Raw genomic sequence first — 15161 nt, forward strand, 5'->3', positions numbered from 1 at the left:
TTTCTTATTCACTTTCTAATTCAATAGATTATTATTGCCCGCAATTTTAAGCAGTTAAAATATTTGCGCCCTAGTCTGCCAGACATTGAGAATAGGTCAAAAAATAGGATAGTGTGTCATAAAAATATGGCTTTATTGATGGTGCAAGCTTTCTATAATCACTGCGCTTGTGTGTTTTTTAACACCTTGCTCGACATGAATCCAGCGCAAAAAAGTTCATGCCAAAGCTCACTTTTTACAGTGAGCTTTTCTCTATCTAGACATGGGCGATTTGTAGCTGATAATAACTTGCTGCCCCTGCCGCCAGACGTACCTGTTGCGGTGCAATTTGCCCCACTTCTACACAGACAAAACGCTGCCAGTCGCCTGCAACAATATCTCCCAGACGCTCAGATTTTGCTTGCCAAGGATTCCACACCACCACACTGTCACACTCAGGTGCGCGAATGCTGATGGTCTGTGCATCTGCTTGTTCAATCCGATAATGCCCCAAAGCTTTTGGATAAATACGATCGGTTTCCTGTTGGAAAGTCACCGCCTGATCTTCAACATCCCGTTGATGATGATTGAGCTGATCCATAAATTCAGCCTGTTGCAAGCCTTGAATTTTGGTATGCTGAATTTGCTTGACCTGAAAATAACTGTGCCATGCGAAACTAAAATCAAAAGCTTTCTGCCCTGTATTTTCAACTTGCAAATATAAATTCAGGGTTTGACCGCAGGAAATCCGTAGTTTTAAACGAAAAGCGTGTGCCCAAATTTGTCGTGTTGCGGGAGAATCTTGTAAAGTAAAATCAACATGATGGGTTGCCTGCTCTGCATCGTAACTGACTTCTTGCAACGTCCAAAGCTGATTACGGGCAAAGCCATGTGCAGGTTGCAGACCTTGTGGATGTGAACCAAACCATGGAAAACACAGTGGAATGCCACCACGTAAAGCTTTGCCTCTTTTACCTGAGTTGGCAGAAGACAACCACAACAGCGGCTGTGCTGACTGTTTGGGCTGAAACTGTAAAATTTGTGCACCTTGCAAAGCAATTTTTGCTGTACAAGACGGATTATCGATTTCTAAAACCTCAAGTTCACTGAGTCGTTGATTAAAAGCTAAAGTTCGAATTGAATGCATATAATATGGATATAGATCTGTTGTTTTAACTTGGAGATTAATAGATCTTCGCCTTTTTGCAAACATCATTCACATATCTTTCTGAACTTGATTGGGCTAGTATTTTTGACAATCTGCCACTGTGATGGTTTTGTTATGAGTTATTTACTGGCACTCGATCAAGGAACGACATCGAGCCGTGCGATTATTTTTAATGAACAAGGACAGATTCACGCCATCGCACAGCGTGAAATTTCCATTCAAACGCCCCACTCAGGTTGGGTCGAACAAGACGCCAATGAAATCTGGTCAACCCAAATTGCTGTGGTGCAGCAAGCTTTGGCTTCTGCAGGTATTTTGGCTCGAGATATTAAAGCCTTAGGCGTAACCAATCAGCGTGAAACCACTGTGGTTTGGGACAAGCGCACAGGCAAACCGCTTGCCCCTGCGTTGGTCTGGCAAGACCGTCGTGCAGCCGCATGGTGTCATCAATTTTCAGAGCCACAATTACTGGAAAAAATTCAGAAAAGCACAGGACTTTTAGTCGACCCTTATTTCAGTGCTGGCAAGTTGGTCTGGTTATTTGAAAATGTTGAAGGTTTACGTGAACTGGCACAGCAAGGACATGTGGCTTTTGGCACGATTGATAGTTGGCTGGTGTGGAACCTGACCCAAGGCGCTGAACATGTGATTGAAGTCAGCAATGCCTCACGTACCATGCTCATGAATCTGAGCAGCCAAACATGGGATGAGGAACTGCTCGAACTGTTTAACATTCCTGCCAGTGTCTTGCCCAAAATCATCCATTCCGATGCCTATATTGCCGATACTGCACAAGGTTTACTGGGCAGCAATATTCCGATTGCAGGCATTTTGGGGGATCAACAAGCCGCGCTGTTTGGGCAGTCCTGTTTTGAAGCAGGCATGGCTAAAAATACCTATGGTACAGGCTGCTTTATGCTGTTCAATACGGGTGAACAACTGCAATACAGCCAAAATAAACTGCTCACCACTCTGGCATGGAACTGTCAAAATCGTAGCCATTACGCTCTCGAAGGCAGCGTGTTTATGGCGGGTGCGATTGTGCAATGGCTGAGAGATGGCTTGGGCATTATTAAAAGCAGTCAAGAAGTAGAGAAACTGGCCTGTCAGGTCAAAGATACTGACGGCGTGGTACTGGTTCCCGCCTTTACAGGTTTAGGCGCGCCCTATTGGGATAGCGATGCGCGGGCTTTGCTGTGTGGCATGTCACGCGGTACCACCAAAGCACATATTGCACGTGCAGCCTTAGAAGCAATTGCCTTTCAAGTTTCAGATGTCTTAACCGCCATGCAATCCGATGTGACTCAACCCCTCAAAGAACTGCGAGTCGATGGGGGTGCCAGTCAAAATGACATGCTGATGCAATTTCAAGCCGACCTTCTCAATGTACCTGTGATGCGCCCCAAAATGCGCGAATCAACGGCATGGGGGGCAGCAGCCATGGCAGGCATGAAAATCGGGGTGTTTTCGCATGTCGATGAAATTGCCCAGTCATGGCAACTTGACCACTGTTTTGAACCTCGTATTTCATCTGATCAAAGCCAAAGTCAGCTTGCACAATGGCATCAAGCCTTAAAACGTGCCCGCTCAGATTTAGTCTAAACCTGCAAACAATAAAGCCAGTCATCTGACTGGCTTTATTGTTTTTTCATGACTGCTAGTGAGCATGTCCTCCACCAACAGCACCTTTAGAGCGTGGGCTGAACCAAATCAACACTGCACCCACCAAGAAAATCAGGGTAAAGATCAGAAATACATGATTGACTGAAATCGTCAATGCTTCTTTATCGACCAAATCAGAAATTGTCCCAAGAATCGTTGACTGACTCATGCCATTGGCTTCAAGCACACGAACGGTGGCATCGGTATGTAAATTAGACACCATTTCACTACGAGCCACTTTACTGTGGTCATCCCACAAGGTCACTGCCAACGATGTTCCAATTGCCCCTGCCATGGTTCGCACAAAGTTCATTAAACCCGCAGCGGATGCAATTTCATGTGGCAAAACTGAACCTAAAGCCAAATTGGACAGTGGAATAAAGAAGAATGGCACTGCAAAACCCTGAATAATCTGAGGTAATGCCAACGCCATAAAGTCTGCTTCATTGTTCCAGAATGCACGTAACAAGGTCACACCACTCATCAGCACAAAACCAAAGGAGGCCAAGAGTCGCTCATCCACCTTACTGGCCAGTTTTGCGACAATTGGGGACATGGTCAGACTACCAAAGCCCATCATCGCAGTCAGATAACCTGCCCATGTCGCGTTGTAACTCATATTGGTCTGTAGCCACTGTGGAATAATCACAATACTGCCGAAGAACGCAGCAAAGCCAAATGCCAGTGTCAGTACCGAAATTGAGAACCCGCGATGCCTGAAAATCCGAATGTCCACCACAGGATGCTTTTCGGTATATTCCCAAATCAGGAATACGATAAAACCAATCACTGCAATCAATCCCAGCGTAACAATCATGCCGTTATTGAACCAGTCACGGTCATGCCCAAGGTCGAGCATCAACTGCAAAGCACCAATCCAAAGTACAAGAAGACCTAAACCCATACCATCAATTTTTAACTGTGTCGTTGGCGTTTCAGCAGGCATCAAAATACGTAAGGCAGCAAAGGCACAAATAATTCCGACTGGAATATTAATAAAGAAAATCCAGTGCCATGTCAGGTTATCACTGATCCAACCACCCAAAATTGGCCCCAAAATTGGCCCGACAACAGTGGTCATTGCCCATAAACCCATCGCCTGAGCATGCTTTTCAGGTGGGAAAATCCGCATCAGCAAGGCTTGGCTAATCGGCATCAACGGGCCACCAAACAGCCCTTGTCCTATTCGGCAAAACACTAGCATTTCAAGACTGGTCGATAAACCACACAACAGTGAAAATACAGTAAAGCCAAACAGGCAGGTGACAAAGACACGAACGGAGCCAAAGCGTCCAGCCAGCCAACCTGTGAGCGGGACACAAATCGCTTCTGCAACGGCATACGAGGTAATCACCCATGTGCCTTGCGAGGTAGAAATTGCCAAGTCACCACTAATATGGGTAACGGATACATTGGCAATGGTGGTGTCAAGCACCACCATGAAGTTGGACAGCGCGATTACAAATGCTGCCAGCAGTAATCGCCCTCCTGTCAACTCAGCAAAAGGAGTGGCATTTTTCATAGGCTGTTACTTCGCACTGAGGTCGACATCAGCATCCATCGACAAACCAACACGAAGCGGATGCGCTGCCAATTCTTTTGGATCAAGCGCAATACGTACAGGTAAACGCTGTACCACTTTAATCCAGTTGCCTGTGGCATTTTGCGCAGGAATCAAGGCAAATGCCGAACCCGTACCGCCTGAGAAACCCATCACTTTGCCGTGATAGACCACACTTTTTCCATACAAATCAGAGGTTAATGTTGCACTCTGCCCTACACGTACTTTCGCTAACTGGCTTTCTTTAAAGTTGGCATCGACATAGAGTTGTGAAATTGGTACAACACTCATCAGCACAGAACCTGGTGCAACACGTTGACCCACCTGAATATTACGACTGGTCACCACACCATCTACAGGTGCACGAATCACGGTACGTTCCAAATCCAGTAAAGCTTGTTGAACCTGTGCTTGTGCTGACAACACATCAGGTGCTGTCAAGTCATTTGCACCAGCAATCAGCGCTTCATTGGCAGCCAAGTTGCTTTGCGCTGCTTTACGGTTCGATTCCGCTTGTGAAACAGCAGCTTTGGCAACATTCAATGCCGCCAAAGCTGTTTTCGCCGCACTTTGTGACGAGGTCAATTCTTCTTTAGAAATTGCCCCAGTTTGTGCCAATGCCTGACGACGCGCCAACTCTTGTTGTGCATTTTCATAGTCGGCTTGGGCTTTGACCACCTGTGCTTGAGCACTGGTAATACTGTCACTGCTGACAAAGATCTGAGAGTTTAAAGAACTACTGTTAGCTTGAGTTTGCTTGTACTGGCGTTTAGCTTTTGCTAATGCCGCTTCTGCTTGCGCTAAGGCAATTTTGGCATCACGCGGGTCGACTTCAACCAGAACATCACCTTTATGGACTTGTTGCGTATCTTGCACCAGCACTTTAGCCACTTGCCCTGTGACCATTGAAGTGACTTCGGCAGTGTCCGCACCAACATAAGCATTGTCAGTATTGACGGTATTGTTAAAAAAGATCGCCCAAATTGCATATAAAATCGCGGCTATAATTAAGATCAGCGCCAAAAAACTCAACAGTTTTTTACGCTTCGCTTTCATGGCTGAGTCAGAATTAAGCTCAGGCTGTTGTGGAGCGGGTGTATCATTGGAGACATCAGTCATCACATATTCCTAAATTAACTCAAACTGTGATCAGAACACCTCAAATACATCTCACAACAACGGGCTACACCCCTGAGAAAATGGATTTGAACTGTACCCAGTCTTGATTTTTGAATCAGTTGTTTCGTTATATCGGCTAAAAATCACATTTTGAGCATAAAAACACAAGATTGTTTTTTTCTTAAAAACGTGTACAAAGTAGTGTAAAAAAGTCTATTTTTTAAGGTTTAATGGTCTATTTAATAGAATTAAAAACTTTACTATTCATCTATTTAATAGACATAAGATGCAATCGCCACTGCAATATTGACTGCACAGTCATTTTGCATCGATATTCTCATTGTACAACTTTTTTTGCCCATTCTGAGCACTTCTGCATGTGCAATAAAATATTGACCACGCCCCGCAGTCAAATAATCAACTCTCAGATCAAGCGTTGCCAGACGTTCAATCTGTTTTAAAACCTGTGCCCGATGATGCTCATCAGCACGTTTATACAGTTCAGCCATTGCCACAACACCCCCTAAACTGTCGAGCAAAGTTGCCGCCACCCCACCATGTAAAATTTCATAGGCGACATTGCCAATCAGGTTAGGGTGCATATTGAGATGCCCTTGAATCTGATCATCGACCACGCGCATTTCAATGCCATTATGTTGCAAAAAAGGAGAATGATTAAAGGCATCGCACAACTGCTGCAAAATATCGGTCAGCGATGTTTCAGCTTGGATCTTGAGTTGCCCTGTCCATGTTGTTTTTATGTGACTCATGCCGAGTTCTTCCTTGATGAATAAGATGTTCTTGTACAAACACATCATTATAGGTCTACAATAGCCCCCAAGTTAAATACTGGACATCGAGATTGTTATGACTTATACGTTCAATCGCCCTGCATTTCCTGCGACCCGTATGCGCCGAATCCGTAAAAATGATCAACTCCGCGCGATGGTCAGTGAGACTCAAATTACCGCACATCACCTGATTTATCCTGTCTTTGTTCTCCCTGGGCAAAATCAGCGTGAAGACATTGCAAGCATGCCAAATATTCAGCGTTTGTCGGCTGATCTTTTATTAAAAAAAGCGGAAAGCCTGCTTGAACTTGGCGTTTCTAAACTTGCGCTGTTTCCTGTGACACCACAAGAAGACAAAAGTCTGACCGCAGAAGCCGCTTGGCGTGAAGATGGCTTAGTACAAAACACCTGCCGTTTATTGAAAAAAGAATTACCCGAAATGGTGCTGATCACTGACGGCGCACTTGACCCTTATACTACACATGGTCAAGACGGTATTATTGATGACACAGGTTATGTGCTGAATGATGAAACGGTTGAATGTTTGATTAAACAGGCGCTTAGTCATGCTGAAGCGGGTGCAGATGTGATTGCACCAAGTGACATGATGGACGGTCGTATTGGCGCGATTCGTCAAGTCCTTGAGCAAAATGGTTTTATCGACACCAGTATCATGGCATATTCAGCCAAATATGCATCAAGCTTTTATGGCCCATTCCGTGATGCCGTGGGTTCATCAAGCAACTTAAAAGGTGGTAACAAATACACGTACCAAATGGATGTAGGCAACCGTGCTGAAGCTTTGCATGAAATTGCACTGGACTTACAAGAAGGTGCGGACATGGTGATTGTCAAACCGGGTCTGCCATATCTGGATGTAGTTCGTGAAGTCAAAGACACCTTTGGCGTGCCAACCTTTGTGTATCAGGTCAGTGGTGAATATGCGATGCTCGCTGGTGCAATTCAAAATGGCTGGCTGAGTGAAAGTGTGATTCTAGAATCTTTACTGTGCTGCCGCCGCGCAGGTGCAGACGGGATCTGGACATACTTTGCCGATGTCGCTGCCCAAAAACTCAAAGAAATGCAATAAATTCATTTTCCCTAGATAGATCGAGCGCACGATGCAGATTGCCATTATTGGGGCGGGTGTAAGTGGTTTACTCTCAGCCCTAGAACTGATTCAACAGGGCTGTTCAGTCACGATTTTTGACCAGCAACATGCAGGCAAAGCCGCTTCATGGGCAGGTGGTGGCATTTTGTCGCCCATGTATCCGTGGCGCTACCCTGCTGCGGTGAATCAGCTCGCCCAATATGGCAAGGCGCTCTATCAGGAATACAATGAACGACTATTTCCAGTCACCAAAATTGATTTTCAGATTCAGCATACAGGTATGCTGATTTTTGACCCTGAAGATTTCGCCATTGGTCAAAGCTACGCACAGCGTCATCAAGAACCGATGCAATATGCCGAATTACTTCAGGGGCAACAGCTACATCACATTAACCCGCAAATTTCTGAACAATTTCAGCAAGCGCTATTTTTTCCGCATTTGTCCAATATACGCAATCCACGTGTGTTGCAGTCCTTGATTGCCTATTTAAAACAGCAACCACAAGTCAAATTTGTGGAACATTGCGCGATTCGTAAATTACACATTCAAAATCAAAAAGTCACTGCCGTTCACACGGAAAATGGTGAAAAATTTGCTGCCGATCAGGTGGTGCTCGCCACAGGTGCTTGGAGTCAGGCATGGGCTGAACCGCTCGACTTAAACATTCCTGTCAAACCTGTGCACGGGCAAATGGCACTGTTTAAAACACCTGAAAACTGGCTACCCACCATGTGTATGAATAAAGTCATGTACCTGATTCCACGGCGTGACGGGCATATTGTCTGTGGTTCGAGCATGAATGATTTTGGTTTTGACAACACGCCGAAAGCCGATATTCAGCAAAATATTTTCGATGCTGTATTGGAAATGGTGCCTGCACTGGCGCAATTTCCACTGGTCGATCAATGGGCGGGTCTACGTCCAAGCTCTCCAAATGGCGTGCCCTATATCGGAAAAATTCCTGAAGTAGACAACTTGTGGGCGAACTTTGGACATTTCCGTAATGGTTTATGCATGGGTCCTGCGGCAGCGCGTTTACTGCGTCAACTGATGCTCAAGCAAGGTACCTTGGTCGATCCAACTGCCTATTCACCTGAACGCCTACTGCATCCTGAAATGGTTTAAATTTAGGCTAAAATCTGCTGCAAAGCCTGATCCAATGTTGGGTAATGGAAATGATAGCCTGCATTCAGTAGGGCTTTAGGCTGGACAAACTGACCATTTAAAATCAGTTGTGATTGCTCACCCATCAAGCATTTAAAAGCCATACTTGGCGCAGTGAGTAGCGGTCGAACCTGTAAGCAATGTGCAGCACACTCTACAAACTGCTGTTGTGTGATCTGCTCAGGCGATACGACATTGAAAATCTGTGCGGCAGGTCGATGACGCATCAAAAACTCAATCGTTCCGAGCACATCAGCAATATGCACCCACGTCACAGGCTGGCGACCATGTCCAATTTTTCCCGCCAGTCGCCATTTGATTGGCTGTAACATCTGCGGCAAGATACCCCCTTTCTTCGCAAAAACAACCCCTAAACGAATGATCTTAATGGGGTACTGCTCTTTATAAGCCAATGCTGCCTGCTCCCATTGCTGACAAAGCTCTGACATAAAAATCGCTTGAGGTGCAGCTGTTTCATCACAAATTTTTGTCCATCGTTCAGATTCGTCTATACCATAATAGCCAATCGCTGAACCTGAAATAATCAGTTGAGGTTGTTGTCGTTGCTGTTGTAGCCAGTGGAAGAGCTGCCTACTGGTCTGGACTCGGCTATCAATCAACTGCTGCTTACGGCGAGCTGTCCAACGCCCCTTACCAATACTCTCTCCAGCCAAATTAATTACATAATCAATCACTTCACCATTGGCTTGCTGTAAATCTTGAATCCAATGCAGATTGGCTTGATGTGAAACCCGTTGATGACGACTCAAAGCAATCACACGATACTGACGTTCAAGCAAATCAGGTAATAAATAGCTACCAATAAAACCAGATGCACCTGTAACCAAAACCGTCGGAGTGAGCATATCTTCTTCTCCCGATACAATTTATATTTTTCTAGAATGATTTAAATATAACATGAGTTGTTTAATTCTTCAGCGAAGTTAATTTTTTTGAATTTTTTTTGCTTTTTTTCATTTTTCTTGTCAACCATTGCCAAACTGATGACGTTATATAGGGTACAAGGTCAGTAGCAACCGAAGTTTTTTGCACGGCATCCGCAAAAGTTAAACTTCGGTGACCTTAAACTCCAACATTTGTTCCTCGGGTAAATTAAAACAAAAACCCGTTGTACGAAGTACTTTAGACCAACGATTTATCATCACTCGAATCGTTGGTCTTATTTTTTTCTAGATCTCTTTTTTTCATCATATTCCATCTCTGATGTATTGTATATGGAGATCAGTCGCACAAAAAACAATATACGTGATTATATAAAATATCTGATTTCTTATGGCTTAAATCAGGAAAATTCTTCTTTAAAATAAACCTTTGAAACATACTTACAATAAAGATTTAAACACAAGTTTGATGCTTTAATGAACGGAGCATCATTCAAAAAATATATCTCCGATCTGATTTTAACTCAGCATATCTAGCGGATAAAAATTTTCAAATTAAGACCCTATGATGCCGATTTCTTCGTTCTCCTATAAAGGCTTTATGCTACCTTAGGAACATTCATCGGCAGGACTTTTCACTTTATGAGCGTGCATTTTCTTCATACCTCAGACTGGCATTTGGGACAGTTTTTTTATAACCACTCGCGCCACTATGAACATGAACAATTTCTGGTATGGCTCATTCAGCAGATCAAAATTAAACAACCACATGCCCTACTGATCGCAGGCGATATTTTCGATGTCATCAACCCCAGCTCTCAGGCACAAAAGCAGCTTTATCAATTCCTTGCCGATGCACATGACGCTGCACCACACATGCAAACCCTGATGATTGCAGGTAACCATGACTCAGGCTATCGGATTGAACAGGTTGAGCCGCTGCTCGAAAAATACAATGCCAAAGCGGTCGGTGTCATTCGATGGAATGATGATAAAAGCCTGAATACCGAACGGCTAATTTTGCCAATTTACGATGCTCAGCAAAACATTGTGGCGTGGTGTGTAGCACTGCCGTTTTTACGTTCTGCAGAAATTACAGGGTTCAATGATCAGACCAGTACCAGCCAATCCGCAATTGAATATCTGCACCACACCTTAATTGAAGAAGCCAAACGTAAAAAAACACCTGAACAAGCGCTGATTTTAATGTCACATGCCCACATGCAAGGCGCAGAAACTTCAGATTCAGAACGCCCGATTATTATTGGCAATGAAGAAGCCTTATCGACCACATTATTTGACGATGCGATTGATTATGTCGCACTGGGACATTTGCACAAACCGCAAAAAGTCGGGCAAGCGCATATCCGCTATAGTGGTTCACCGATTCCCCTGTCCTTTAGTGAAATTCGCTATAAACACCAGATTGTCGAAGTACAGCTTGACCCACAAAATACCGAGCAGTCGTATCAATTTGATGCCGTTGCCGTACCGCGCAGCATTCAACTGATCGCCATTCGTGGCAGTCTGGAAGATGTCTTTGCTCAGTTACAGGCACTGCCACACGGCGAAATTGACGAAATCGAACAACGCGAATATGTCGATATTGAATACCACACTACTCAGCCGCCTGCCCTGAATTTACGCCAGCAGTTTGAAGATGCTTTACCGAAAAACCGCTACCGACTGGTGCGGATTTCACGCCAGTATTTGCCTAATGAGCAGCAACCTGAGCAGGCAGCACATTTAAGTTTAGAACCGCCAACGCCTGAAAAACTGTTTCAAACCTTGTGGCAAAAACAGGGCTATGAAGCGGATGACAGTGTCCTCAAAGATTTTCAGCTTCTCATTGAACAAGCCCAACATGCCCTCGACGATGAACCCTCTGCTTAAGGATTGACCATGAAAATTTTATCTATTCGTATAAAAAATCTGGCATCTCTTGCAGGCGAACAGTGCATTGATTTTGAATCTCAACCGTTGGCCAATGCAGGGCTGATCGCGATTACAGGCAAAACAGGCGCAGGAAAATCTACCATTTTAGATGCGATGTGCCTTGCCCTGTTTAATAAAATACCACGTCTCAAAGAAAGCGATGGCAAACTGCAAGATGTCGATGGTTCAGAGTTACTCACCAACTCTCCACTCACCGTATTAAGACGTGGAACGGGACACGGTTTTGCCGAAGTCAGTTTTATTGCACCCAACCAAAAGCGTTATCTGGCACGTTGGGAACTGAAACGCGCCCGTGAAAACCCGACTGCGAAACTGCAAAGTGTGCAACGCTCTCTAACTTGCCTAACCGATGGGGTGGTGATTGCCGATAAAACCAAAGCAGTCGATGAAAATATTAAAAATATTACCCAGTTATCCTTTGAACAATTTACTCGTGCAGTTCTCCTTGCACAGTCAGAAGTCACGGCATTTTTAAAAGCGCGTGACAGTGAACGAGGTGAACTACTGGAGTACCTGACCAACTCAGCAATTTTTGCAAAAATCGGGCAACTGGCATTTGAAAAAACCCGTGAAATCAGCAAACAGCGCAAAGAACTGGAAAATGTGCTCGGACATATTGAAATTTTGTCCGATGAAGCCGTGGCTGAACTCAACGAGCAACTGCAACAGCGCAATGAAAAGCTAAGAACACTGGACACTGAAAAAACCTTACTTGAGCAATATCAACGCTGGTTTACCCAGCAGCAAAAATTGGAAAATGATGTTCAGCAACGTCAGCAACATCAGCTTGAGCAGCAACAGAAAGTCGAGCAACTCAGCACTGAACGTGAGCAACTCAAGCAACTTGAAACTTTTGCGTCCATCCGCTCAAGCGTGATTCAACAGCAAAAAACGCAGGCAGAACTGAATCAGTTACAACCCAAAATTCAATCTGCTGAATTGTTATTTTCTGAGGTTGAAAAAAGTTTTAGCCAAGAAAAAAATACGTTTCAAACCGTTGATGCTCAGCTTAAAACTCAACTACATTTTGAGCAAATGTATAAAGTACAACTGGATCAGGTACGCGACTGTATTCGAGATCGTAAGCTGATAGGTGAACAATTTAAAAAGGCTGAAGCAAAGTTTAATCAATTAAAACAAGATTTGGAGCCTCTCTTACAACAGCAGAACCAATTACAAACGGAATGCGATCAACTCAATAACCAACAAGAAAAAATCACGCAACAGCTTGAACAAACTGCACAATTCACCCGTTTAGACCAAGGGATTGCAGCACATCTTTCGCCGCTGCAACGCTTTATTCAGCAACTCACCAACTTCGAACAGCAGTACGGTGAGTTCAAAACGGCGCAAATGCAGTTAAGTGACAAACAGCAACAACTTGCTCTGCTAAAACAGCACGCTGGCGATGAACAAAGCATTGATCAGCAGTTGATACAACTCCGCGAAAAACATGGGGAAAATGTAGATAAAAACTATCGACTCAATGCAATCACAACCCAATTTCAACAGTATCTACAGCTTGATTTAGAGACCGACAAGGTTCAAGCAACGTACGAGGAACTGACGCAAAAGATTCAGCATAGCATCCAACAACTTGAGAAAAGTGAGCAACAATATCACACCCAGAAACAACAACGTGAGCAGTTGCAACAGATGTTGCAGCAACAACGTTTACTACATACTGAACATATTGAAAAGCTACGTGAACAATTGATCGATGGTGAAGCCTGTTTAGTCTGTGGCAGTACCCATCATCCTTTTAAAACGGATCATTCTGCGCTCTCAAATGAACTGTTTAACTTACATCAACAGCAAGAACAACATGCATTGCAACTTGAGCAAGAACTCTTTCAAACGTGGCAACAGACACAGCAAACGCATACCCAAGACAGCGCGGCACTTACTCAACAGCAAGCACAACTGAATCGCTTAACGACTGAACGAGAAAAGCAAGAACAAGCCATTCGGCATGCCTGTACCGAAGCGCAGATCCAACTCGATCTTGCTCAATCACCTGAGTCAAATCAGCAACGACTTGCGCAAACAGTACAAAATCTTCAGCTCGACCAACAAAAAATTGAGCAAACGATTCAACAACTGAATGATATTCAAAAACAGCAACGCACCCTTGCTCAAAGCATTCAACAGCTCTCGCAACAGATGTCTGTCATTCAACAGTCCGAGCAAGCCCTTGATGATCTGCTTGAGTTACTCAATGATGAACAACGTGAGACTTGGCAAAAATACACGTTAACAACTGCTCAAAACATCATGCAACTGCTCCATCAGCGTCATCAGCATTTACAGTACATTGACTCACTGATGCAGCAGCTCAATGCAAAAGTGCAGGATCTAAAGCAAAAGTCGTTGGAACTGCAACATCAACAGGCAAAAATTCAGCAAGCAGAAACCGAACAAGCGGAATGGAAACGAAAAGGCAAAGAAAATAGTGATGCTGCGATTCAACTGATTTTGGACATGACACAAACACAGGTTGAAAAGCCACATGAATGGCTGATTCAATATGATGAGCAACGTCAAAAGTTACAGCTTGAATTTAATCAAGTGCGTGAACGATTTGAACAGGCGCGTGATCATTTTGATGTACAGCAACGCCTACTCGATCAGCTCAAAACACAACAGCAACAAGTCACTGCACAACATCAAAATGCTGCCCTTGAAATTGAACAGTGGCTCAAACAGCATTCCGATTTTGACTCATCACAGCTTGTGCAATTACAAAGCATTGCACCTGAACAGATTCAGCAGATGCGCCAACACGTACAGATGGCTGAACGAGAGTTAGCAGATGCATTCGCTGCACTCAAAGCTATTCGGGAGCAATTACAGCAACATTTAACCCAACAACCTGCCATCGAGTTTGCACAACTCCAAACCGAACTCACCGCTCTGCTTGAAACACTGCAACGCACTCAAGTACAACGAGATGAGGTCAGACTCAAACTGGAATTGCATCAGCGCAATCTGGAAAAGCAGCAGCAATTTGCCAAACAGATTCAAAACATCCAGCAGGAGGAACATCGCTGGGGCAAAATTTCAAATTTGATAGGAACTAGAGAAGGTAAAAAATTCCGCGACTTTGCCCAGCAGTACAATCTAGACATTCTCCTCGAATATGCCAATCAGCAACTGGCTATGCTTTCGCAGCGCTATACCCTGAAACGCCTAGACAACTCGCTGAGCCTTGCGATTATCGACCATGACATGGATGGTGAAGTCCGTTCAGTTGCTTCGCTGTCGGGTGGTGAATCTTTCCTAACTGCCCTCGCCTTGTCACTGGCAATTGCCAACATGGCATCGGGTTCCATGAAAATTGAGTCACTGTTTATTGATGAAGGCTTTGGCACGCTCGATGCTTCGTCACTGCACATGGTGATGAATGCACTCGATCAATTGCAAAATCAGGGACGTAAAGTGGTGCTAATCTCGCATATTCAAGACATGCATGAACGCATTCCTGTTCAGATTCAGGTACAACCACTGGGTTCAGGTGCTAGTCAGATCGAAATTGTGGGATAAATGATCTGAAATTTGCAATATTTTTATATTAGGCTTCTTCCATTCGTCCTTTTTATTTATCCCTATGGGATAAAAATAAATAGGGTGTAAATAATTATGAAAGAAGTCTATTAAAAAATGAACATAAATACCATTTCAAAGAACAATATAGAACAGCTGAGGTAAAACATAAAACTATGCTATTTATAGTTAAATAGCTCAAAA

10 protein-coding genes are annotated in these 15161 nt (G+C 44.1%); 5 read left to right on the forward strand and 5 right to left on the reverse strand.

What is annotated here, in order from left to right; translation table 11 throughout:
• Nucleotides 1-256: 256 nt before the first annotated feature.
• On the reverse strand, nt 257-1126 hold the full coding sequence (locus LVY74_RS06555) for a D-hexose-6-phosphate mutarotase (RefSeq protein ID WP_237814405.1): 870 nt from the start codon (nt 1124-1126) through the stop codon (nt 257-259).
• Between the two features lie 135 nt (nt 1127-1261).
• Between LVY74_RS06555 and glpK the strand changes: the two genes are divergently transcribed.
• Nucleotides 1262-2749 (forward strand): glycerol kinase GlpK, encoded by a 1488-nt coding sequence (gene glpK / locus LVY74_RS06560; protein WP_237814406.1) that lies wholly within the window; start codon nt 1262-1264, stop codon nt 2747-2749.
• Between the two features lie 55 nt (nt 2750-2804).
• Here glpK and LVY74_RS06565 read toward each other — a convergent pair whose 3' ends face one another.
• The 3 genes from LVY74_RS06565 to LVY74_RS06575 form a co-directional block, all read right to left on the reverse strand.
• Nucleotides 2805-4331, reverse strand: a complete 1527-nt coding sequence (locus LVY74_RS06565; protein ID WP_237814407.1) for a DHA2 family efflux MFS transporter permease subunit — start codon at nt 4329-4331, stop codon at nt 2805-2807.
• A gap of 6 nt (nt 4332-4337) precedes the next feature.
• A complete protein-coding gene (locus tag LVY74_RS06570; protein WP_237814486.1) occupies nt 4338-5426 on the reverse strand; it encodes an HlyD family efflux transporter periplasmic adaptor subunit in 1089 nt (362 codons plus the stop codon).
• A 335-nt stretch (nt 5427-5761) separates the two neighbouring features.
• The gene (locus tag LVY74_RS06575; protein ID WP_237814408.1) at nt 5762-6259 is read right to left on the reverse strand and encodes a thioesterase family protein; all 498 of its coding nucleotides are present in this window, start codon (nt 6257-6259) and stop codon (nt 5762-5764) included.
• Between the two features lie 97 nt (nt 6260-6356).
• On the opposite strand from LVY74_RS06575, the gene hemB reads away from it, so the two are divergent.
• The gene (hemB, locus tag LVY74_RS06580; RefSeq protein ID WP_237814409.1) at nt 6357-7370 is read left to right on the forward strand and encodes a porphobilinogen synthase; all 1014 of its coding nucleotides are present in this window, start codon (nt 6357-6359) and stop codon (nt 7368-7370) included.
• A 31-nt stretch (nt 7371-7401) separates the two neighbouring features.
• Nucleotides 7402-8517, forward strand: a complete 1116-nt coding sequence (gene thiO, locus LVY74_RS06585; RefSeq protein ID WP_237814410.1) for a glycine oxidase ThiO — start codon at nt 7402-7404, stop codon at nt 8515-8517.
• A gap of 2 nt (nt 8518-8519) precedes the next feature.
• Here thiO and LVY74_RS06590 read toward each other — a convergent pair whose 3' ends face one another.
• Complete coding sequence (locus LVY74_RS06590; protein WP_237814411.1) at nt 8520-9422, reverse strand: TIGR01777 family oxidoreductase; 903 nt, start codon at nt 9420-9422, stop codon at nt 8520-8522.
• A gap of 678 nt (nt 9423-10100) precedes the next feature.
• Here LVY74_RS06590 and LVY74_RS06595 point away from each other — a divergent pair.
• Both LVY74_RS06595 and LVY74_RS06600 read left to right on the forward strand, forming a co-directional pair.
• Nucleotides 10101-11351 carry an exonuclease SbcCD subunit D C-terminal domain-containing protein gene (locus tag LVY74_RS06595; protein WP_237814412.1) on the forward strand — a complete coding sequence of 417 codons (1251 nt, stop codon included), beginning with the start codon at nt 10101-10103 and terminating at the stop codon, nt 11349-11351.
• 9 nt (nt 11352-11360) lie between these two features.
• The gene (locus LVY74_RS06600) at nt 11361-14957 is read left to right on the forward strand and encodes an AAA family ATPase (RefSeq protein WP_237814413.1); all 3597 of its coding nucleotides are present in this window, start codon (nt 11361-11363) and stop codon (nt 14955-14957) included.
• The last annotated feature ends 204 nt before the right edge of the window (nt 14958-15161 follow it).

This window comes from Acinetobacter sp. ME22, assembly GCF_022012315.1.
Lineage (GTDB): Bacteria > Pseudomonadota > Gammaproteobacteria > Pseudomonadales > Moraxellaceae > Acinetobacter > Acinetobacter brisouii_A.

Bases quoted from the DNA above. Each gene is read 5' to 3' on its own strand.
- LVY74_RS06555 (WP_237814405.1), bottom strand. From the start codon at position 1,126: ATGCATTCAATTCGAACTTTAGCTTTTAATCAACGACTCAGTGAACTT.
- glpK (WP_237814406.1), top strand. From the start codon at position 1,262: ATGAGTTATTTACTGGCACTCGATCAAGGAACGACATCGAGCCGTGCG.
- LVY74_RS06565 (WP_237814407.1), bottom strand. From the start codon at position 4,331: ATGAAAAATGCCACTCCTTTTGCTGAGTTGACAGGAGGGCGATTACTG.
- LVY74_RS06570 (WP_237814486.1), bottom strand. From the start codon at position 5,426: ATGAAAGCGAAGCGTAAAAAACTGTTGAGTTTTTTGGCGCTGATCTTA.
- LVY74_RS06575 (WP_237814408.1), bottom strand. From the start codon at position 6,259: ATGAGTCACATAAAAACAACATGGACAGGGCAACTCAAGATCCAAGCT.
- hemB (WP_237814409.1), top strand. From the start codon at position 6,357: ATGACTTATACGTTCAATCGCCCTGCATTTCCTGCGACCCGTATGCGC.
- thiO (WP_237814410.1), top strand. From the start codon at position 7,402: ATGCAGATTGCCATTATTGGGGCGGGTGTAAGTGGTTTACTCTCAGCC.
- LVY74_RS06590 (WP_237814411.1), bottom strand. From the start codon at position 9,422: ATGCTCACTCCGACGGTTTTGGTTACAGGTGCATCTGGTTTTATTGGT.
- LVY74_RS06595 (WP_237814412.1), top strand. From the start codon at position 10,101: ATGAGCGTGCATTTTCTTCATACCTCAGACTGGCATTTGGGACAGTTT.
- LVY74_RS06600 (WP_237814413.1), top strand. From the start codon at position 11,361: ATGAAAATTTTATCTATTCGTATAAAAAATCTGGCATCTCTTGCAGGC.